This window comes from Roseivirga sp. (genome assembly GCF_965216855.1).
Classification (GTDB): Bacteria; Bacteroidota; Bacteroidia; order Cytophagales; family Cyclobacteriaceae; genus Roseivirga.
The window spans coordinates 81,179-103,495 of record NZ_OZ244204.1; the positions used below are offsets into that span (position 1 = coordinate 81,179).

Genomic DNA, 22,317 nt, shown 5'->3' on the forward strand with positions numbered 1-22,317 from the left:
TGAGTTATTGATGGTTAATGGGTAGTCTAAATTCAAAAGTGGTTTTACCAGGCTCAGATTCCAGGCTCATCAGACCCTTGTGATCTTCTATGATGCGTTGCACGGTTTCCAATCCTAACCCGGTTCCTTTTCCTATGTCTTTGGTGGTGAAGAATGGTTCAAAAATCCGATCCTGAATTTCCTGAGGAATACCCTTTCCGGAATCGGTAATAGCAACACTCACCTGCTCCCCGACCAGGGCCGTCTTGATGGTCAGTGTTCCTCCCTTGTCTTCCATAGCATCCAGGGCATTATCGATGATATTGGTCCACACCTGATTCAATACACCCGGACTGGCCTCAATCTTAGGTAAATTAGCAGCCCATTGCTCTTCTACCTTTACCTGATTTTTCTTCACCTTATGATTCAGTATGGACAGCGTAACTCTCAGACCCTCATGGATATCTGTAGGCTCATAGTCTCCCGCTCTGTCCATATGAGAATAATTCTTAACACTATTCACCAGGGTTGAAATTCGATTAGAAGCGTCCTTGATTTCTCCTACCATTTTCTCCGTGGTCAGCACATTATCTACCCATTCCAAGACAGAAGGAAACTCCTTATCACCCATGGTTTCTTTAAGTCCATCCAGATCTGATGCTTCAAACTGATAATCGGCCAGTGTTTCGGCCAGCATGTAACAGTCGCCATAGCCATTATCTTCCAGCCAATCCGTTAACTCATCTTCCCGTTCAGCTCTGGCCAGCATTGACTGTGTTTTGATAATGCCGTTGTGCAGTTTACCAAAGACCAGTTGATTGACATAATCAATCTGATCATCATCAATATTGATGGAAATTACCCGTTTCAGTTTATCAGGAACTGTTCCCAAATGCTTTTGCAGTGACTCGGCACTTCTCACAATAGCTGCAGCTGGATTATTTAGCTCATGTGCCAGTCCGGCAGATAGCTTACCCAGTGCCATTAGCTTTTCATTCTGGTGCTGAAAACGGCTAAAATCTCTAACACGGTCAGTCATTAAATGAACCAACAAAGCCGTCAGTTCGTGACACTCGCAGATCAGATCCTTGAAGTGATCTTTATGCAGTGTAAAGACACTGCTCTCTGAAACGGCAAAGGCATTTCCTGTGGCAGACTGTGCTCGGCTGTAAGGCAAAGCGCCTGAAATCTCCCCTGTCTTAATCTGTGCCAGCTCCTTATATTGACCGCCTTGCTGAATTTTGAGAGATACCAGTCCATCGATCATCACCATCAGCCGATCGATACTATCACCTCGTTTAAAAATCTGCTCCCCGGATTTAAAGACGATGAATTCTCCCCTTTCAACGATCCACTCGATTTGTTCCAAAGGGATTTCCTGAAAGATGGGGAAGGATAAGATTTTGTTGATTAAGTCTGGCTGGTTCATGAGGGAGAAACCTTGATTTTTCGGTTTTGGTTCTTAAGCTAAGTTAATCGCCTTTTGTCAATTCTTCATGCATTAATTCAGCTACTCTTTTTGATGCTCCTGTACCCCCCAGTTTCTTTCTTAGCACCTCATAATCATTAAGAATCTGATTTCTTTGCTCTCCATTGAGGATAAGCATCAATTCCCTGACCATACGCTTTTCATTCAGTTCACTTTCAATCAATTCCTGCACGGCCATTTTATCCAGAATGATATTCACCAGTGCAATGTATTTAATGCTGACAATACGTTTGAGCAAATGGAAAGTCAGCCAACCCGGTTTATAACAAACTACCTGTGGTACCTTAAATAGGGCTGTTTCTAAGGTAGCGGTGCCCGATGTAACCAAGGCCGCGGAGGCATTATTGAGAATGTCATAAGTTGAACCAAAAAGGATCTTCACCTTGCCGTGGGTATATTTTTCGTATAGCTCCAGATCTATGGTCTCTGATCCCGCAATGACAAATTGAAAGTCAGGGAAATGCGAGATCACCTTCAGCATTCTGGGAAGTTTACCGATAATCTCCTGCCTCCGGCTTCCCGGTAAAAGAGCGATTAAGGGTTGATCAGATAGTCCGAACCGCTCTCTGAACTCTTCCTTACTTAATAAAGCCTGTTTCTTCTGTTCCAGAGCATCAAGAATCGGGTGACCGACAAAGTCTATGTCATATCCATAAGACTTGTAGAAATCAGGTTCAAATGGCAGAATGGAAAAGATACGATCAGTCCAGCCGTGAATGGTATGAACCCGCTTTCGCTTCCATGCCCAGGCCTGTGGAAGTATATAATAGAAGACTTTAATATTGAGTCCCTGTTCTTTGACATAGCGGGCAATTCGCAAGTTGAAACCGGAATTATCAATCAGTATCAGCACATCAGGCTTGAATTGCTCTATATCGGTCTCACAAAACCGGAAATTTCTCTTGATGGTCTTGAGGTTCCAAAGCACCTTAAAAATCCCCATAAATGAAGTCTCCTTGATGTGCTTAGCCAGTTCCTGAGCCTGCTCAGACATCCTGTCTCCACCCCAAACCCTGAAATACGCTTCAGTGTCGAGCTTCTTCAGCTCCTTCATCATATTGGCTGCATGCATATCGCCTGAAGCCTCTCCTGCAATGATGTAATACTTCATTTCTAGATTTCTCACGGCAAGTTCAGGTATAGAGTTTAATTATCAAATTGAAATCGCCAAAAGGCTTAAGGTCAGAAGTTCCAGGCCAATTCTTCATCTCCTTCAGATAAGCGGAATAGTAGGTGCCAGCGTTGAAAACCGAACTCACCTAAAACTGATTTAGGCTAATATCATATCGGACTTAGCTATCTCCCGCTGGCAGGGGTGCAAGGGGCGGACATTCCTTATCTTATCCTGAAACTAGGCCTGCGCTTCACTTACTGATTCTTCAACAACTGCCACAATCGGTGTCTCACCGATTGATTGAAATAGTTGAAGTCTTCTCACTCTTCATCATGAAAACATGCCTTGTCCTGAAACTAGGCCTGCGCTTCACTTACGAATTCTTCAGCAGCTGCCACAATCGGTGTCTCACCGATTGATTGAAATGGTTGAAGTCTTCTCACCCTTCATCATGAAAACATGTCTTGTCCCTAAATAGGTCTGTACTTCACTTGCCAATTCTTCTCGGTCAGGTAATTCTCCTTGATATATCTGCCTAAAATGGCTATTTAGAACCATCAATTATAACTCCTATGAAATTCAAATCAGCACTTTTTGGCGCATTGGTACTTGTGGCTGCCTGTCAGGCTCCACAAGAAGAACCTAAAGCCGATTTCAATGTAGACTATGAGAAATTCGAACTAGACAATGGTCTGGATGTAGTTTTTCATGTAGACCGCTCAGACCCTGTGGTGGCAGTGGCCTTAACAGCTCATGTGGGCTCTGCTCGTGAGAAGGAAGGCAGAACCGGCTTCGCTCACCTGTTTGAGCACCTGCTCTTTCTTGAATCTGAAAACCTTGGAAAAGGTGGTTTGGATAAACTGAGTGCCCGTGTGGGTGGCTCAGGTGCCAATGGCTCTACTTCAAGAGACCGTACCAATTACTTCCAGACAGTTCCTAATGATGCCCTGGAGAAAATGCTTTGGGCTGAAGCAGATAAACTGGGCTGGTTTATCAATACAGTGACCGAGCCTGTATTGGCTAAGGAAAAGCAGGTGGTCAAGAATGAAAAACGCCAGAGTTATGATAACAGACCCTATGGCCACACCAGCTATGTTATAGATAAGCATCTATATCCATCAGACCATCCGTATAACTGGCAGGTCATTGGTTCGTTGGACGATCTTCAGGCAGCCACCCTGGCCGATGTTAAGGAGTTCTTCAGAAGATGGTATGTGCCGAACAATGTGACCCTTGTGGTTTCTGGCGACTTTGATGTGGAACAGGCCAAGGCCTGGGTAAAGAAATACTTCGATGAAATTCCACGAGGTGAAGAAGTAGCAGCCATGACCCCAAGACCGGGTAAAGTCGATGAGACCATTAAGCTTTATCATGAGGATAACTTCGCTCGTTTACCGGAACTCACCTATGTATGGCCAACTGTTGAGCAATATCACCCTGACAGCTATGCTCTGGATGTGCTAGCTCAGTACCTCTCTTCAGGTAAGAAAGCCCCTTTCAACCAGGTATTGGTGGAAGATAAAAAGCTCACTTCTAATGTGAGAATGTACAATGGCTCCTCTGAGCTGGCAGGACAATATCAGCTTGCTGTCAGAGCCTATGCCGATAAGGATTTGGATGATGTAGCAATGGCCATCAATGAGGCTTTCAGCAAATTTGAGCAGGAAGGAATCTCTGAAAAGGACCTGGACCGTATCAAAGCAGGACAGGAAACCGGTTTCTACAATGGCCTTTCAAGTGTATTGGGCAAAGGCTTCCAGTTAGCACAATACAACATCTTTGCTGATGACCCTGGCTTTATCAAGAAAGATATCGAGAGCATTCTCGCTGTGACTTCAGACGATGTCATGCGTGTTTATCAAAAGTATATTAAAGGCAAGAACTATATCGCTACCAGCTTTGTACCAAGAGGTCAACTGGAGCTGGCTCTCGCCAATTCAGAAAAGGCAGAGGTAGTAGAAGAAGCTATTGTCCAAGGTGCTGAAGAGACTTTCGATGCATCTATTCAGGCTGAATATGACAGAACCCCTTCTAGCTTCGACAGAACGGTTGAGCCACCTTATGGCGATGCGCCTGAGATTCAGATTCCAGAGGTTTATGAAGCTTCATTAGCTAATGGTTTGAAAATCTATGGAATTGAAAACGATGAGGTTCCATTGGTTCAGATCAATCTGGTCATTGATGGCGGCCAGCTTTTGGAAGACATGAACAAGCTCGGTGTCGCCAATTTAATGGCCTCACTGATGACCAAAGGAACTGCCAATAAAACACCAGAGGAACTGGAGGAAGCGATCGATCAGTTAGGCGCCCGCATCAATGTTTTTGCCGGTAAAGAAAGCGTCAGGATTTCAGCCAACACCCTCGCCAAAAACTATGACGAGACACTAGCCTTGATGGAGGAAATACTGCTTGAACCAAGATGGGATGCTGATGAGTTTGAATTGGAAAAGCAAGGTACCATCAGTCAAATCAGACAGCAGGAAGCCAATCCGAATGCGATTGCCGGTAATGCTTACAACATTCTTATTTATGGCAAGGATGATATCAGGGCTCAAAACCCTTTAGGAACGATTGAAACGGTTTCTAACTTAACCATTGATGACCTGAAAGCTTATTATGAAGCTAACATATCACCTTCAGTAGCCCGTTTGCATGTGGTTGGTGATATCTCTCAGAATGATCTGGTTAAATCACTGGCTTCCTTAAATACAGAATGGGAGTCTAAGCCCGTACAGTTGCCTGACCTGAAACAACCTGCGGCTCCGGAAAAGTCTCAGGTTTACTTCTATGATGTTCCGGGCGCCAAGCAATCCGTATTAAACATTGGCTATCCAGCTATGCCAGCTACGGACAAGGACTTCTACCCTGCTACGGTGATGAACTACATTCTTGGTGGTGGTGGTTTTGCTTCGCAACTGACACAAGAGCTTAGAGAAGGAAAGGGATATACCTATGGCATCAGGTCCGGATTCTCCGGTAACTCTTACGATGGACGATTCACTATATCCAGCGGTGTAAGAACCAATGTGACCCTGGAATCAACGCAATTGGTGAAGGAAATACTGGACAACTATGGTCCGGGCTTTACCGAGAAAGACCTGGAAACCACCAAAGGCTTTCTCATTAAGAGTAATGCCCGTGCTTTTGAAACAGCAGGTGCCAAGCTGAATATGTTGGAAAATATTAGTGAATATGGATTGCCTTACAACTATGTTAAAGACAGAGAGGCTATTGTTCGCGGCATGACCGTGGAGAAAATCCGCGAGTTATCTAAACAATATCTGGATGAAAATAAAATGATCTGGTTGGTGGTTGGCGATGCCAAAACTCAATTGAATCGAATGAATCAATTAGGCTTTGGCAAGCCTGTGCTGATTAATGATATGACCGGACCGGAGAAGTAAAAATCCGGTTAGGTATTAAGTTCTAAGTTTCGGGTTGTCAGACTGGGAACTTAGAACTTGAAATACTCAAGCCTCATCAAAGGACATTGAACTGAATTAATCCTTGAAGTTCAAACTTTAGACAGTACCTTTGGCTCCAGTTAAAAACACCGATCTATGCTCAAAATTGGGGTCCTTGGAGCCGGTCACCTCGGCAAAATTCACATCAAATGTATCAAAGACATCGCTGACTACCAGTTGGTAGGTTTCTATGATGCCCAACCTGAAAATGCCAAAGCAGTAGCCGAAGAGCATGGCATAGATAGCTTCGACACCATAGACTCGCTGATTGAAGCAGTCGATATTGTAGACATTGTTACCCCAACCCTCTCCCATTTTGAATGTGCTCAGAAGGCCCTCAATGCAGGGAAGCATGTATTTATCGAAAAGCCGGTTACTAACACCCTCGCAGAAGCCGAGTCACTGATCAGTCTTTCAAAGGAAAAAGGACTCAAAATCCAGGTCGGTCATGTAGAACGATTCAATCCAGCCTTTGTCGCTGCTCAGCCTTACCTGAAGCAGCCTATGTTTATTGAGACTCACAGGCTGGCTCAGTTTAACCCCCGTGGATTAGATGTACCTGTGGTACTCGATTTAATGATCCACGACATAGATGTTATCCTTAAAGCAGTTGGATCGAAAGTGGAAAAGGTATCGGCCAGTGGTGTGAATGTAGTAGCCGACACCCCGGACATAGCCAATGCCAGGCTTGAGTTTGCCAACGGATGTGTCGCCAACCTGACCACCAGTAGAATTGCGGTGAAAAACATGCGTAAGTCACGCTTCTTCCAAAGAGATGCCTATGTGGCGGTAGACTTCCTGGAGAAGAAATCTGAGATTGTCAGAATGCAGGACGCCAAAGGAGACGAAGGGCCATTTTCTATGGTGCTGGACCTTGGAGAAGGCAAAGGCAAGAAGGAAATCATCTTCGAGAATCCGAAAGTACATCCAAGCAACGCCATAAGAGAAGAACTATTCACCTTTCACCAGGCCATCAAAAACGATGAACAACCCATTGTTACTATAGAAGATGGTTATGAAGCCTTAAAAGTGGCCTATACTATTCTGGAAGAAATAGAGAAGAATTTACAGAAGATCGGATAACACAAAGTAAGTCCGACAGATATACATTTCATCGAAATAAACTTTATTCAATATGGATAACAGAAGACTATTGCCCATTATCGTGATATCAGCGATTGCCCTTATCGTGGTGATCGGACTATCATCAAGTATTTTCTACACCGTTCAGGCCAATGAGAGAGCCGTACTCTTTAAGAAGTTCTCAGGAGGACTGGATAAAGAAAATGTCATTCAACCAGGCTTTCACATCAAAGCGCCCTGGAACGACCTCATCACTTTCGATGTGGCTGAAAGCAAAGCCGAAGAAACCATGGATGTGCTCGACAAAAACGGATTGAGCATTCAGGTAGATGTTTCAGTGAGGTTTTACCCTAAATTCGACCGAATTGGCTTTATCTACGAAAGATTCAGATTAGGTTATATCAACACCCTTGTGGTACCGGAAGTGAGATCAACCGTACGTCAGGTGATGGGACGCTTTACCGCTGAAGAGATCTTCTCTACCAAGAGAGCCGAAGTAGAAACAGCTATTAGAACTGAAACTGCCACGGTGTTGGGTAATGAAACCAACAATGTAGAAATGACTGCCCTATTGATCCGTAGTATCATCCTTCCGGAGAAAATCAAGCAGGCTATTGAGAACAAACTACAGCAGGAACAGGAAGCTTTAGCCTACCAGTACCGGTTAGATAAAGAAAAGAGTGAAGCCGAGAGAAAGCGAATTGCTGCTGAAGGTGAAGCGCAGGCCAACAAAATTGTAAACAGCAGTTTGACACCGAACTTATTGAAAATGAGAGGTATTGAAGCGACTTTAAAATTAGCAGAATCACCCAACTCAAAAGTTGTCGTAATTGGTCAGGGAGATGGCGGTTTGCCGTTAATTTTAGGCAATAATTAAAATATCTGCCCATCGGAGAACAAGAATTTTTTTTCATTGTTTATTAGAGTAAATTCGCTCACGCAAAAGAGCCCTGAACTAAAAAGTTAATACAAATCGTAACGATGTCGAATACAGCAGAAATCAAAGTTGACGGAAAGAGCTACGAGCTTCCGGTAATTGAAGGAACAGAAAATGAACAGGCCATTGATATCTCTTCTTTAAGAGGATCGAGTGGAATTATTACCATTGACCCTGGTTTCAAAAACACCGGATCAACTAAAAGTGCCATTACTTTTCTGGATGGAGAAAAAGGAATCCTCAGATACAGAGGATATTCAATTGAAGACCTTGCAGAAAAGTCGAACTTCCTGGAAGTAGCCTACTTGCTGATTTACGGTGAGTTGCCAGATAAAGCTACCTACGATACTTTCGTTTCAGATATCACAAACCACACACTTGTACACGAAGATGTGAAGAAGATTTTGGAAGGCTTCCCTTCTACAGCGCACCCAATGGGTGTTCTATCTTCATTGGTATGTGCTCAAACTGCGTTCTACCCTGCTTCTCTCGATCCTAACAGAGCAGCTTCTGAGGTAGATCTTAGTATCATCAGACTCATTGCTAAAATGCCAACCTTCGCGGCCTGGTCATATAAGAATCAGATCGGTCATCCGGTGAACTATCCGGATAATAACCTGAACTACACTTCGAACTTCCTGAAAATGATGTTCGCTACTCCTGCTGAAGAGTATGAAGTAGATCCGGTGGTAGCCGATGCTTTAGATAAACTGTTAATCCTTCATGCTGATCATGAGCAAAACTGCTCTACCTCTACTGTAAGAGTAGTAGGCTCATCTCACGCCAGCATGTACGCTTCTATCTCAGCAGGTATCAATGCCCTTTGGGGACCTCTTCACGGTGGTGCTAACCAGGCGGTAATTGAAATGCTGGAGAACATCAGAAAAGATGGTGGTGACACTAAGAAGTGGATGGCTAAAGCGAAAGACAAAAACGATCCATTCAGACTGATGGGCTTCGGACACAGAGTTTACAAGAACTTCGATCCAAGAGCCAGAATCATTAAGAAGGCTGCCGATGATGTATTGGCTAAGCTGGGTGTGAAAGACCCTGTATTGGATATTGCCAAAGGTCTGGAAGAAGAAGCATTGAACGATTCTTACTTCGTAGAAAGAAAGCTATACCCTAACGTAGACTTCTACTCAGGTATCATTTACAGAGCATTAGGTATTCCTACCGATATGTTTACCGTAATGTTCGCCATGGGACGTCTACCTGGTTGGATTGCTCAGTGGAAAGAAATGAGAGAGAACAAAGAACCTATCGGAAGACCAAGACAGATCTATACTGGTTCAAACCTTAGATCTTATGTGGATATGTCTTCCAGATAATTCAAGATAACATCAAAAGAAAAGCCCGTTCTATAATCAGAATGGGCTTTTTTATTCCTTCTATTCATAACCTTTGAGCGACTCACCGTCATTCTGAATTTATTTCAGAATCTCGGATCAGAATCTACATCATCGTCATTCTGAACTCGTTTCAGAATCTCAGATCAAAATCTACGTCACCGTCATTCTGAACTTGTTTCAGAATCTCGGATCAGAATACCATATCCTCTTCATCCAAAACTGGAGAATACAAGCTCAGTCAAAAGGACTCACCCCCTACCTCTTAGTACGCTTCAACTTATATCCTACAGCAATCAGGAAACTCTTCTCCTCACCAGCCACCACTGGCGTAATTCTGGCAATCTCCTCACCTACCTTGCTGAATGCTCTTTCATACATAACATCAAACAAGAAAGGCCCCACATCAAAACCAACACCAACTCTTGCTCCTAACGTGAGGTCATTGAAAGCATCGATTTCATCTTGCGGAATTTGTCTGATTTCAGGGCCAGGCTCCAGGTACAATTCGCCATTCACCTTCATCAGGTATGACAACATGGGGCCACCACCCAACCGAAGTGCTGAGTTATCTCCTATTTTCATTCTATAACCAAGGAGCAATGGTAACTCAACAGAGTGAAAGACAAAGTCATATTCACCATAGTTGTATTGTCCACCACCAAGTTGATTACCCAACTTGGTAGAAACGCGGTTATAAATAAGTTCTGGTTGAAAATAGAAGTGATTTACTCTGAGCTGCAGGAAGCCTCCAAAAGAGATTCCGTGAGATTCAAAAGTACCCCCCTGCGCTTCAACTTCGCTTTTGCTGATTTCAGAGAATCGTACAATTGAGTATTTAGCTCGTAAGCCCAGGTCGATTTCGGTATCATATTGCGCCTGAGCGTTGTACCCCATAAAAATGAGGAATGGAATGATTAGTAGTTTTTTCATGTCAGATTAATTACCTCAAAATAATGAAACTTTCTTTTCGACCATCTTCATTTAGTGATAAAAAAAGATTTAGCTAATTCAGGAACCTTGGGCTGACTTCTTGTTAATATAGATGCGGAATTACTCCAACTAATTTATGGATAAGACATTTCAGAACATTGAGCTCTCCTTTCTTAAGATAGAAGACTACCAGGAACTCAAAGAGGCCATGATCAGCGCCTATTCCAGTATGCCCGATGCTTACTGGCGTGAACATCATATTCAATCATTGCTTAATAAATTCCCTGAAGGACAAATCGTTGTTAAGGTGAATGGAGAGATAGCCGGCTGTGCCCTCTCCATTATGGTGAAGTCTCGTGGCTTTAAAGAGCAACATACTTTCAGACAAATAACCGGCAACTATACTTTCAATACACATAGCTCCAGTGGCGACCTGCTCTACGGAATCGAAGTCTTTATTAAGGAAGAGTTCAGAGGCATGCGTATTGGTCGCAGAATGTATGATTATAGAAAGGATCTGTGTGAGCGACTTAACCTGAAGGGAATCGTTTTTGGTGGCAGAATACCGAACTACTATAAATATGCCGATCAATTCAGTCCTAAGGAATACATAGAGAAAGTGCGCCTGAAAGAGGTACACGACCCTGTATTGAACTTCCAGATATCCAATGACTTTCATCCGGTCTCTATTCTAAAGGGTTACCTCGAAGGCGATGCAGCCAGTAATGAGTTTGCGGTGCTTTTGCGATGGGATAATATCTACTACGAGGCACCATCAAAAAGTGCGGCCATCACCAAGACCGTTGTTCGACTCGGTATTGTACAGTGGCAAATGCGTTCCTATAACGGACTACAGGAGTTGTTGCTCAATGCGGAATACTTCATTGATGCATTAAGTGGATACAAAAGCGACTTTGCTCTCTTTCCTGAATTCTTCAATGCGCCATTAATGGCTGAATTCAACCACCTCAGTGAGCCCGAAGCGATTAGAAAACTGGCAGAGTTCACCCCTGATATTGTAGAGGAATTCTCACACCTGGCTGTAGCCTATAACATCAATATCATTGCGGGAAGTATGCCTGAGGTAGTTGATGACAAGCTTTACAATGTTGGCTACCTCTGTAAGCGAGACGGTAAAATCGATCGCTATGAGAAGCTACATGCCACACCTGATGAGAAGAAGGTCTGGGCCATGAATGGTGGAACTAAGCTTCAGACCTTCGATACTGACTGTGGTAAGATTGGTATCCTCATTTGCTACGATGTTGAGTTTCCGGAACTACCACGCCTGCTGGCCGATGAAGGTATGGATATACTCTTTGTGCCATTCCTGACAGATACTCAAAACGGCTATTCCCGTGTGAGACATTGTGCACAGGCCAGAGCGATAGAAAATGAGTGTTATGTAGCCATAGCCGGCAGTGTGGGCAACTTACCTAATGTCCATAACATGGATATTCAATACGCTCAGTCCATGGTATTTACACCTTGCGACTTCCAGTTCCCGACTAACGGTATAAAGGCAGAAGCCACTCCAAATACAGAGATGATCGTTATAGCTGATGTAGACCTTGATCTGCTCACAGAACTTCACAATGTGGGTAGTGTCAAAAACCTCAAGGACAGAAGAACCGATATCTTTAGTTTGAAAAAGAACTAAGTTGGTTTAAGTCTGAAATCAGATATCAGGAACAGACACTCATATCTATTTCTCCACCCTACAACTAGGGACAACAAGGCTGATGTGGTTTCGACTGGTTCCTGAAGGAGAACATCTCTTTGAGATATGAAACTTCACCCGAAAGTATGAGCGTGTTTTATCGACATCTCTCCTACTTTGAGCTGATTTAATCTATGACTATGAACTGGAAAAAAGGAAGAGGAAAGTTGGGTATGTTTGCACCACTTATTGGTAGCTGGATTGCCAGGGAAGATTCGAAAGAAAGGCCTAACCTGCAATGCACAAGAACATTTTCTCACAGCTTGCAAGGTAAATACATTGAGTTAAAAGCGCATTGGACTGCTGCCAATCTGGATTATGAAGACCTGACTCTTTTCGGAGTAAATGGGCAGAAGGAGGTCAACTTTTGGTCGTTTCAATCAGATGGTAAACAGGCTCACGGTTTTTTAGCGACTGCCGATGACATCCACCCGGAAGCCATCTGCTTTGAGGCACAAATGCCAGCCGGATATGCCAGACAGGTCTATTGGCCTGACGAAAAGGAAGGCTTTCACTGGATAGTTGAATCCAAAACCAAGAAAGGTTGGAATCGCTTTGTTCACCACCATTACTTACCGGTATAGTCACCTACTGATGAACTCATGTATGTTGTATTGAGGCAATATTCAAACTCATACTGTATCGGATTTGGCTATCCCCCGCTGGCGGGGGTGTAGAGGGTGGATTGTCGTTTATTAATCGATCTCTCTATGAGGGTCACTCCCGCCAATTGATAGATCTAGACAGTTACCATTAATATCTCTAACCCCTGAAATTTCTGATAAAGGTTGCCGATTCAACCTGCCTAAGTTTGAGGCATTACTTACCTTTGCGGAAAGGTTTAAGAATGATAGATAAGAATAACCCCTGGCATAAAGTATCTGTTGGAGAAAACGCTCCTGAAGTAGTAAACGGCATCATCGAAATCCCTCAGAACACAAGGGCTAAGTACGAGCTGGATAAAGAGACGGGTTTGCTCAAAATGGATCGTGTAATTTACTCCAGCATGTATTATCCGCACAATTACGGCTTCATTCCCCAGACCTATTGTGATGATCATGACCCATTGGATATTCTGGTTCTTTCTCAGATATCCATTGTGCCTATGTGCCTGGTGGAAGCCAAAGTGATTGGCGTAATGCGCATGTTGGATGGTGGTGAAATGGATGATAAAATTATCGCTGTTGCCAACAACGATATGTCAGTGAAACACTTCGATGACATCTCAGAACTTCCAGCTCACTTTATCAAAGAACTGCGCAACTTCTTTGAGGACTATAAAAAGCTTGAGAATAAGACTGTTGAAGTGGAAGATTTTCAGAATGCAGCCACTGCCAAAGCCATTATTCGCAAAAGTATAGAAGACTATCAGGTCAAGTTTGGTTAACATAACCAACAGGAAGTCAAGGTATTCTGCCGAAGTTCGATAGTCGGTTCGTGAAAAAAAGTTTGTCATCAAAACTGATTAGGCCTATCTTCTGGCTCTAATCAGAACTCATGGACAAAAGAACCTTTCTCAAGAACCTGATGGGTGTCTCATTGGCTTCCACACCATTCTTCAAGGAAATACAGAAACTATCTGATCACTACAGCTGGCAAAGTCCATTGGAGTTTGCTCAGAATGAAGATTTCTGGGCTAAAATCAGAAAGGACTATCTCCTCAAGCCGGAGTATGTCAATCTGGAGAATGGCTACTATTGTATGCTACCACAACCCACACTGGAAAGGTACCTGCAAAGAATCCGAGATGTCAATTATCAGGCTTCTTATTATATGAGAACTGTGCAGTGGGACAATAAGGCCAATTCGGCTGCTGCCCTGGCTAACCTCGCCCATTGTAATAGTAATGAACTCATCATCACCCGTAATACCACAGAATCACTAGATACTGTCATTCAGGGTTATCCTTGGAAACGTGGTGATGAAGCGGTTATGTCTAACCAGGACTATGGTGCCATGCTGAATATGTTCAAGCAGGTGAAGGACAGGCAAGGCATTGTGCTCAAGGCCATTGATGTGCCTATGGACCCGTCCAGGGATGAGGTGATTGTAGAAGCCTACCGAAAAGCCATTACGCCAAAAACCAGACTCCTAATGGTTTGTCATATGATCAATATTACCGGTCATGTGCTGCCCATCAGAAAGATCTGCGACATGGCGCATAGTCTGGGCGTTGAAGTCATGGTAGATGGTGCTCATGCCTTCGCTCATATTGATTTCAATATGAAAGAGCTGGATTGTGATTATTATGGTACCAGTTTGCACAAATGGCTTAGTGTACCGCTGGGAGCAGGTTTTCTTTATGTCAAGAAGGATAAGATTGATCAGATCTGGCCACTGATGGCTGAAGGAAAAACAGACCCCGGTGCTATCAAAAGATTAAATCATACGGGAACGCACCCGGTAGCTACTGATCTCACCATTATGGACGCTATAGAATATCATCAGATGATCGGCATTCAGCGCAAAGAGGCCCGTTTGCGCTACCTACAGAACTATTGGGTAGATAAGGTTCGGGGAATCGATAATATTGTCATCAATACACCAACTGACAGTGACCGCTCCTGTGCTATTGCCAATGTAGGTATTAAGAACATGAAGCCCAGAGATATGTCTAAGGAGCTTCTGGATGAACACAATATCTGGACAGTGGCCATTGACGGTGCCGGAGTACATGGATGTAGAATCACACCAAATGTCTACACCACCACTGAAGAACTGGACAAGTTTGTCAATGCATTAAAAGCAATGGCTTAAGGAGGCTGTTTAGCTTAAAAGCTATATGCAACTCATTGATCTGTTTCATTTTAGCAACAGTGACATGATAAAAATCATGTTGGTTTAAGTTACGATTGACGATTTTGTGAGTCTTTAGGTCAATCAAACTCAAACTGTCATGTTCAGAAACTTTATTATTTCAGCCTGGAGGTCTCTAAAAAGGCAACCTTATTTTTCGGCTATCAATATTCTCGGTCTATCTACGGGAATAGCTATCTCCATTCTTCTGCTCGTGTTCATCAATCATGAACTGAGATACGATCAGTTTCACACCAAAAAAGACAACATCTACCGGGTAGTTTCAGGCTATACCACGAACGATGGATATGTCGCAAAAACGGCCATCTCCTTCGGTAACCTTGCTCCTTCCCTGTCTAGTCAGGTTCCAGGAATTGCGAATGCCGTTCGCATTCTTCGGGGCGGACAAAAGGACATTATTTGGAACGATAACAGCTATCTCAGTAATACATTGCTGTATACAGATGATAGCTTCTTCGACCTTTTCAGCTATCAGTCGCTCACAGGACCGGTCAGCCAGGAGTCGTTTAATGCGGGTGGACTGGTGATGAGCAAAGAACTGGCTGTCTCTTTGTTTGGTCAGGTGCCTTCAGATATGAAGGAATTGGTAATAGACGGAAAGACTTATCCATTGCTGGCAGTTATTGATGTCCCAAAAACATCCCATCTGCAATTCGATATACTTCTCTCTGGCCAAATGGAGCCAGACTGGGATTTATTGGCCAATGAAAGCGGACTGGAATTCTGGACTTATCTCTTATATGAGAAGGGTGCAGATGCCTCAGCTGTCACAGAACAAGTCGAGCAAATTTATGACGAGGCCATGGCTAAGCGCTTCGCCAGCTTTGTTTCAGATGTACACAATACTGTTCAGCCGCTGAGCGACATTCACCTCTACTCTTCCGACATCAGTACTTCCCCTGAAAGAGGTAATATTGAGACAATCCGTATTCTGGCTGTGATTGATGTGTTGATTCTGCTCATTGCTATTTTCAACTTCATCAATCTTTCTACAGTCAGCTTTGAGAAGCGCATTAAGGAAATTGGAATCAGAAAAGTCTTGGGTGCTTATCGCCAAAGCCTGATGAAACAATACCTGATCGAATCCGTTTTGCTGAGTCTGTTGTCTCTGGTGGTATCCCTGTTGATGGTAAGCCTGTTAATTGATCCTGTCGGCAGAGCCTTATCAATTGAAGCCTCTTTAAGCAGCTTAAACTTGTTCTATTTTGCCGGAATCCTGATCGCTGCGGCTATTGTGCTCGGCTTACTGGCCGGTATTTATCCAGCGCTTTTAGTCTCATCATTCAATCCCAATAAAATACTCAAAGGTCAGGCTATCCATGTAAAGGGTAAGAATATGACCACGCAAATCATGGTGGGTCTTCAGTTTGTCATCGCGATTGTATTGCTTATTAATCTCGGCTTTTTCAAGCTCCAGATGAATTACATGATCAGCTCTAATCCGGGCTTCAATCAGGAACATGTAGTAGTGGTTGATAATATGAATGAAATGCTCAAAGAAAACATTGATGTCATTCAATCTCGCCTGGAACAACTGCCAGAAATAGAGCAATTTGCCATCACACAGGCGGTTCCTGGAAGTGGCACCAGTGGTCAGGTGGCCTATTTAGAGGGGCATGATCCTAACTCTGCCATGGGTATCGCTGAAATCAGAACGATTAAAGGTTTCGCAGAGACTTTTGAAATCCCATTGGTCATGGGTCGTGACTTTGACCCTTCACTCAAAACGGATGAAAATGCCTTCATGATTAACGAGGCTGCCGTAAAGCAACTCTTCTCAGAAGGTGGAAACCCAATCAATGCGCAAATGGTGGTGGGTAATCGTAAGGGACCCATCATTGGCGTGATGAAGGACTATCACTATCAGTCTCTTAAGTATAAGATTCAGCCATTAATGATTTCATTAGATCACCCCTACCGCATGCAGTTGGCTGTAAGAGCCAATGGCAGCCAAATGAGCCAGGCACTAAACAGTTTAGAGGATATTCTGGTGGAAGTTGACCCCAGTTATAGCATGTCTTACTTCTTTCTGGATGACAGTCTTGAACAATTATACAGCAATGAAAAAAGAAATACCAAGCTGGTGAGCTGGTCGAGCCTTATCGCCTCTGTCCTCTCTCTTGTTGGACTTGTCGCCTTGACCAGCTTTAGTATCAGCCGTAAACGCAGGGAAATTGCAGTGAGAAAAGTACTAGGAGCTGAAATACTAAACCTCAATTGGATATTGACCCGAGGGTTCCTGACCATTATTCTCATAGCCAATCTGATTGCTCTTCCTCTTGGGGTTTGGCTAAGCAATAGCTGGCTAAATGACTATGCCTACAGAATTAGCGGTGCAAGCAGTTGGTATATATTACCAGTAGCGGTTGCTCTATCGCTACTTATTCCCCTATTCCTCATTTCATTTGAAGTACTCAAACGATCAGGAGAGAACCCTGCGGAAGTACTTAGGGCAGAATAAGAGAAAGGGCTAACTGATAAAGCAAGTGGTCTTGTCATTCAGAAAATGTCTTTACCAAAAGGCAAGCTTGTTTCAGAGTTCATAGCCAGCATCAGTCAGCATGGAGATCCTGAAATAAATTCAGGGTGACGTTACCCCAATATCAGTTAACCCTTAGCCTCTATTTATTGAATATTTCCTGTAAAAGCATCATCAGCTCATTCCAGCTGGCTTTATCAGCATCGGCATTATAAGCCAAAGGAAGGTTGAATTCCTCTCCCAATGCATCAGCCTGTTGGCTGGTATAGGCATGCACAGCACCATCATAAGCCACATACTTATAGTCAGCACCCACTGAATCCATTGCTGCTCTGTAGGAAGCAACTGAAGCCGCAGGTACAAATGGATCATCAGCTCCATTGGCTACCAGTATTTTGGCTTTAATATCTTTTGAAGGAGGAATTGGCAAGTCAAGACCGGCATGGAAGGCGGCCACTGCATCAAGGTCATAACCAGCATCAGCCATGCTCAGTACTACAGATCCACCAAAGCAGTAGCCTATCGCAGCAATTTGACTGGCATCTACATGCGGATCATTCTTCAAGGTTTCCAACGCAGCATCGAAACGGGCTTTAGCCTCGTCTAGGTTAGCAAAGACTTCTCCGGCAAACTTACCTGCATCATCAGGGTGACCGGCTTGTTTTCCTTCGCCATACATGTCTACAGCTATCGCCACATAACCTTGCTGAGCCAGCATATCGGCTCTTTCACGCACATAATCATTATGCCCCCACCATTCGTGCACAACCAGAATACCGGGACGCTTCCCTTCCATATTCTCATCATAGGCTATGTAGCCTTTCATTTCAGTGGCGTCTGTATTGTAGGTTACTTCTACTCCACTGACCTTAGGCTCCTGAGGCTCCTGTGTATTTTCTGTATTGGACTTTTCAGCGCTCCCACAGGCTACCATGAGCAGAGAAAGAACACCTAAAAGTGATTTTTCGATTGTTTTCATATTAGTCTTAGTTAATCGTTGATTACAATCAAATAACCATATGAAATCGTTTTAGTTCACGGAGGAAATGCGAGATCATGGGTTTTTGGAAGTAATTGATCAGGTAATATATAATGGTCTTGAGCATAATCATGAACTTGAAAAATAACCCATCAAATTGAGCCTGTCATTCTTATTCATTTATAACCACACTTCAAATAATCATTGCATCTATTGACGGCTTTCCGGTAGTTTACCATCAATCAACCTTAATTCAGTCAGACATGAAGTATTACTCCAGAATCCTAATAGTCACCTTCCTTTTAGGACTAAACCTTAACCTGGCCAGCGCTCGACAAAACACTGCTCCTGCCGAGCAGGTCAGTGAACTTTATAACCTTGCTACTCAATTAAGAGCTGACTATGGCAGTTTAGCACGCTTTTATGCCATCAGGAACTCTCCGGAAAGAAGAGCCCGTTTTCAGGAATTCTTCAATGACTATATGAAGAAATTGGAGCAGAATAACTTCAATCGCCTTTCACAAAATGGCCAGGTAGACTACCTGCTGATCAAACAATACATTGATGACAATCTCTATCAGCTGAATCAGGAAGAGCAGGAATACAATGCCATGAGTCAGTGGGTATCTTTCGCTGAACCCATCTACGAAATTGAAAAGCTGAGAAGACGAGGAAAGCACCTGGACTCTGAAGATATTGCTGCTCAACTGAATGAGATAACAGAGCAGCTTCAAATTACTTCAGAACGACTTAAAAAAGGCCAAACCGTATTCCCTAAGCATTTAACAGATAGAGCTTCAGGAGTAATGAGAGGTCATGTACAGGCACTTAGAAGTGTCTATGAATTCTATAATGGTTATGATCCAGAGTTTGGTTGGTGGATCACTAAGCCTTATGAAAAGCTGACGAAAGAACTAAACGATTATGGAAAACTGATTCAGTCGAAAGTAGACCCTAAGACACAGCCTGCCGATGATGGCAGCGGCATTATTGGTAATCCTATTGGACGTGTTGAACTCATCAGACAACTGAAGAATGAGATGATTCCTTACACTCCGGAAGAATTGGTAGACATGGCCATGAAGGAATTTGCCTGGTGTGATGAAGAATTATTGAAGGCTTCCAGGGAAATGGGCTTTGGTGATGACTGGAGAGCCGCACAGGAAAAAGTAAAAATGTCTTTTGTGCCTGCTGGTCAACAGCCTGAGGCCATGTTGGAGCTTTACGATCAATCAGTGGCCTTTTTGAAAGACAATGATCTGATTTCTATTCCTCCGATTGCTGAAGAAACCTGGAGAATGACCATGATTCCACCGGAAAGACAATTGATTAGCCCGTTCTTCCTGGGTGGCGAAGTGTTGCAAATCTCCTACCCGACTGATGAGATGGAACATGATGATAAGATGATGAGTATGCGCGGTAATAACCCACATTTCTCAAGATCCACTGTACATCATGAACTGATTGCCGGACATCATTTACAAAGGTTTATGAACAACCGTTACAAAGACTATCGATTCTTCGGTACTCCTTTCTGGACTGAGGGCTGGGCGCTATACTGGGAGCTCTTGCTCTGGGATATGGATTTTCCTCGTTCACCAGAGGACAGAATTGGTATGCTGTTCTGGCGAATGCACAGGTGTGCCAGAATCATCTTCTCCCTTAACTACCATCTCGGTAACTGGACCCCTCAGGAATGTATAGACTATCTGGTAGAACGAGTCGGACATGAAAGAGCCAATGCAGAAGGTGAAGTAAGAAGATCATTCACAGGTGGTTATGGTCCGCTTTATCAGATTGCCTATATGGTTGGAGGCCAGCAGTTCTATGCACTTAAAAGAGAATTGGTAGATGGTGGAAAGATGAGCCTGAAAGACTTCCATGATGCCGTAATGAAAGAAAATGCCATGCCCGTTGAAATGGTACGCGCAATTCTTACCGATCAAAAGCTGAGCAAGAACTTTGAAACCAATTGGAAGTTTTACAACAACCAGTTGAATACAGAGAGTATGAAGAAGTATTGAAATGCTTTGATGTAGTTCTATTTCTCAAAAAGAGGAAACCTTAAGTCAAGTTCTATATTCCAGTGTATGAAAGTTTCTATCTGTCACCTTGAGCTTGTTTCAGGTTATGATCTACTAACCTTAATTTAGATAATGAAGAGACACCTATTAATCTACATTATATCTCTAATTATAGGTTTTTTAGGAATGGCAATACCATTAGGGCCAATGTATACTCATAGATACCTTGACTGGTTGATTTATTGCTGCATCTATGGTGGGCTAACAATCTTTATCATCCTAAGTTGGCTTCATTTCTTTTTCCCAAATGTCGGACTAAGGCTACTTAGGATATTTACATTAATTGTAACCCCTTGGCCTTTAATTATATTGATCATGTCAGTTGTCAACCTAGAGACAGCAGTCTTCATCCCGATGTTGATTTTGGTCACTCTCGCGCTACTTCTATACGTGATTTCAGGAAAAGCGAATGCCAGTAAACCAGACTTGCGACTAACATTCAAAGTCTTCCTGTCAATTTTACCTTCAGTTTTAGCATTAGCTATTTACATGTATATTAAGTCAATAGAAATCGCCTAGAAGAAGGCACCAAATGTTAAAGTATTGGCCTGAAGTGTCAAGCATTCAAAGGCTGGCCTGATCATTTTTGTGTTACTGTTTTGTACGTTCAAAACAGATACATCAAAACGGCTGGCAAATGAGAAAGGCACTTATACTTCTATCCCTATTCATTATTAAAAATCTTGTACATGCTCAATTAGCAGATAGAATTGAGCTAACCAATGATCAGAGGCTCATTGGTTTGGGTACTCAGCGAATTGTGAAGTCTGAAATACTCCAGGAAGACCGACCCGTCATCATATCACTCCCCAATGGTTATGAAGAAAGTCAGGCGGGTTATCCTGTTTTTTATGTACTTGATGGTTTACAGAACATTAAGCATACCATAGGAACAGTCGAGTTACTTACCGAATCGGGCCTTATTCCACCATTAATCATTGTGGGGATCGAGAGTCTGGATAGATCAAGAGACCTGACTCCTTCCAGAGCCGGAGAAAATATGTATGGAGGTGCCGGCAATGCAGGCATACCTCAAAGTGGTGGGGCTCCTTCATTCCTTCAATTCATGAAAGAAGAGCTGATCCCCTTTGTAGAAACTAATTACAGGACACATCCCTATAGGATTCTTGAAGGCCACTCCTTTGGAGGCCTATTCAGTGTTTTTGCATTGATGGATAGTCCGGAAATATTTGATGCACTCATCATTGAAGCTCCTGCCCTCTGGTGGAATAATGAAAAAATGACCCAAAAGGCCAAGGAGTTTTTTACTTCCCATGCCGCTCTGGAAAAGACCGTTTACTTCGGTATTGGAGGCAACGATGGTTGGGGAATGCGTCAGGAGTTGAAACGATTTGTGGATGTAATTGAAGAAAGTCAGCCGGAGCACTTCAGGTGGTTTCATGAAGAGGTTGGAGATGAAGACCATATGGCTTCCAGGCTATTATTAAACTACTATGGGTTGAAGTTTATCTTTGCTGACTTACGAATCAGTGATACCCTCACCAACAACTACCAGGACTCTCTTTTCCTAAAAAGTGAAAACCAACTGACCCAAAAGTATGGTCCACAAACCAGAAGGCCAGCGGGTGATTATATCAACCTGGTGGCTCAACAATTAGATGCCGGAAATTCATCAGGCGCTATCACCATACTCAAAACAGCCATTGCCGGATATCCTAAATATATTGGCCTATTAACTTATTTGGCCAGGATATACGAGCAGACCAGTCAAATGGAGAAAGCTATCTCCACCTATGAACTGGCCATCGAAGTATCAAAGAAATACAAGCTGGGCCAAGAACAGGATCTAATGATTGCGATTGAAAGGATAAAGGAATAAAGTCATCTTGCCTGTCCTAAATGAGCGTTACGGGTTTTAAACAATAATCC

15 protein-coding genes are annotated in these 22,317 nt (G+C 43.3%); 11 read left to right on the forward strand and 4 right to left on the reverse strand.

Features of this window, described 5'->3' with window-relative positions:
• Window positions 1-4 precede the first annotated feature (4 nt).
• Window positions 5-1,408, reverse strand: coding sequence for an ATP-binding protein (locus ACOOEY_RS00350; RefSeq protein ID WP_420386671.1), 1,404 nt, complete (start codon window positions 1,406-1,408; stop codon window positions 5-7).
• A gap of 43 nt (window positions 1,409-1,451) precedes the next feature.
• Window positions 1,452-2,579, reverse strand: a complete 1,128-nt coding sequence (gene lpxB / locus ACOOEY_RS00355; protein WP_420386672.1) for a lipid-A-disaccharide synthase — start codon at window positions 2,577-2,579, stop codon at window positions 1,452-1,454.
• 575 nt (window positions 2,580-3,154) lie between these two features.
• On the opposite strand from lpxB, the gene ACOOEY_RS00360 reads away from it, so the two are divergent.
• The 4 genes from ACOOEY_RS00360 (at window position 3,155) to ACOOEY_RS00375 (ending at window position 9,397) form a co-directional block, all read left to right on the forward strand.
• On the forward strand, window positions 3,155-5,986 hold the full coding sequence (locus ACOOEY_RS00360; RefSeq protein ID WP_420386673.1) for a M16 family metallopeptidase: 2,832 nt from the start codon (window positions 3,155-3,157) through the stop codon (window positions 5,984-5,986).
• A gap of 156 nt (window positions 5,987-6,142) precedes the next feature.
• Window positions 6,143-7,129, forward strand: a complete 987-nt coding sequence (locus ACOOEY_RS00365) for a Gfo/Idh/MocA family protein (RefSeq protein WP_420386674.1) — start codon at window positions 6,143-6,145, stop codon at window positions 7,127-7,129.
• A gap of 52 nt (window positions 7,130-7,181) precedes the next feature.
• The gene (locus ACOOEY_RS00370; RefSeq protein WP_420386675.1) at window positions 7,182-8,006 is read left to right on the forward strand and encodes a prohibitin family protein; all 825 of its coding nucleotides are present in this window, start codon (window positions 7,182-7,184) and stop codon (window positions 8,004-8,006) included.
• A 104-nt stretch (window positions 8,007-8,110) separates the two neighbouring features.
• A complete protein-coding gene (locus ACOOEY_RS00375; protein WP_420386676.1) occupies window positions 8,111-9,397 on the forward strand; it encodes a citrate synthase in 1,287 nt (428 codons plus the stop codon).
• 276 nt (window positions 9,398-9,673) lie between these two features.
• Here ACOOEY_RS00375 and ACOOEY_RS00380 read toward each other — a convergent pair whose 3' ends face one another.
• Complete coding sequence (locus tag ACOOEY_RS00380; protein ID WP_420386677.1) at window positions 9,674-10,348, reverse strand: outer membrane beta-barrel protein; 675 nt, start codon at window positions 10,346-10,348, stop codon at window positions 9,674-9,676.
• A gap of 136 nt (window positions 10,349-10,484) precedes the next feature.
• On the opposite strand from ACOOEY_RS00380, the gene ACOOEY_RS00385 reads away from it, so the two are divergent.
• The 5 genes from ACOOEY_RS00385 (at window position 10,485) to ACOOEY_RS00405 (ending at window position 17,346) form a co-directional block, all read left to right on the forward strand.
• Window positions 10,485-12,008 carry a GNAT family N-acetyltransferase gene (locus ACOOEY_RS00385; RefSeq protein ID WP_420386678.1) on the forward strand — a complete coding sequence of 508 codons (1,524 nt, stop codon included), beginning with the start codon at window positions 10,485-10,487 and terminating at the stop codon, window positions 12,006-12,008.
• Window positions 12,009-12,208: 200 nt separating this feature from the next.
• Window positions 12,209-12,652 (forward strand): hypothetical protein, encoded by a 444-nt coding sequence (locus ACOOEY_RS00390; protein WP_420386679.1) that lies wholly within the window; start codon window positions 12,209-12,211, stop codon window positions 12,650-12,652.
• A gap of 263 nt (window positions 12,653-12,915) precedes the next feature.
• On the forward strand, window positions 12,916-13,455 hold the full coding sequence (locus tag ACOOEY_RS00395) for an inorganic diphosphatase (RefSeq protein WP_420386680.1): 540 nt from the start codon (window positions 12,916-12,918) through the stop codon (window positions 13,453-13,455).
• A 110-nt stretch (window positions 13,456-13,565) separates the two neighbouring features.
• Window positions 13,566-14,825, forward strand: coding sequence for an aminotransferase class V-fold PLP-dependent enzyme (locus ACOOEY_RS00400; protein WP_420386681.1), 1,260 nt, complete (start codon window positions 13,566-13,568; stop codon window positions 14,823-14,825).
• Between the two features lie 139 nt (window positions 14,826-14,964).
• Window positions 14,965-17,346, forward strand: coding sequence for an FtsX-like permease family protein (locus ACOOEY_RS00405; protein WP_420386682.1), 2,382 nt, complete (start codon window positions 14,965-14,967; stop codon window positions 17,344-17,346).
• Between the two features lie 160 nt (window positions 17,347-17,506).
• On the opposite strand, the gene ACOOEY_RS00410 is transcribed toward ACOOEY_RS00405, so the two are convergent.
• Complete coding sequence (locus ACOOEY_RS00410; RefSeq protein ID WP_420386683.1) at window positions 17,507-18,343, reverse strand: dienelactone hydrolase family protein; 837 nt, start codon at window positions 18,341-18,343, stop codon at window positions 17,507-17,509.
• A 263-nt stretch (window positions 18,344-18,606) separates the two neighbouring features.
• Here ACOOEY_RS00410 and ACOOEY_RS00415 point away from each other — a divergent pair, with 263 nt between their 5' ends.
• Both ACOOEY_RS00415 and ACOOEY_RS00420 read left to right on the forward strand, forming a co-directional pair.
• Window positions 18,607-20,367, forward strand: a complete 1,761-nt coding sequence (locus tag ACOOEY_RS00415; RefSeq protein WP_420386684.1) for a DUF885 family protein — start codon at window positions 18,607-18,609, stop codon at window positions 20,365-20,367.
• Between the two features lie 697 nt (window positions 20,368-21,064).
• The gene (locus ACOOEY_RS00420) at window positions 21,065-22,267 is read left to right on the forward strand and encodes an alpha/beta hydrolase-fold protein (RefSeq protein ID WP_420386685.1); all 1,203 of its coding nucleotides are present in this window, start codon (window positions 21,065-21,067) and stop codon (window positions 22,265-22,267) included.
• The last annotated feature ends 50 nt before the right edge of the window (window positions 22,268-22,317 follow it).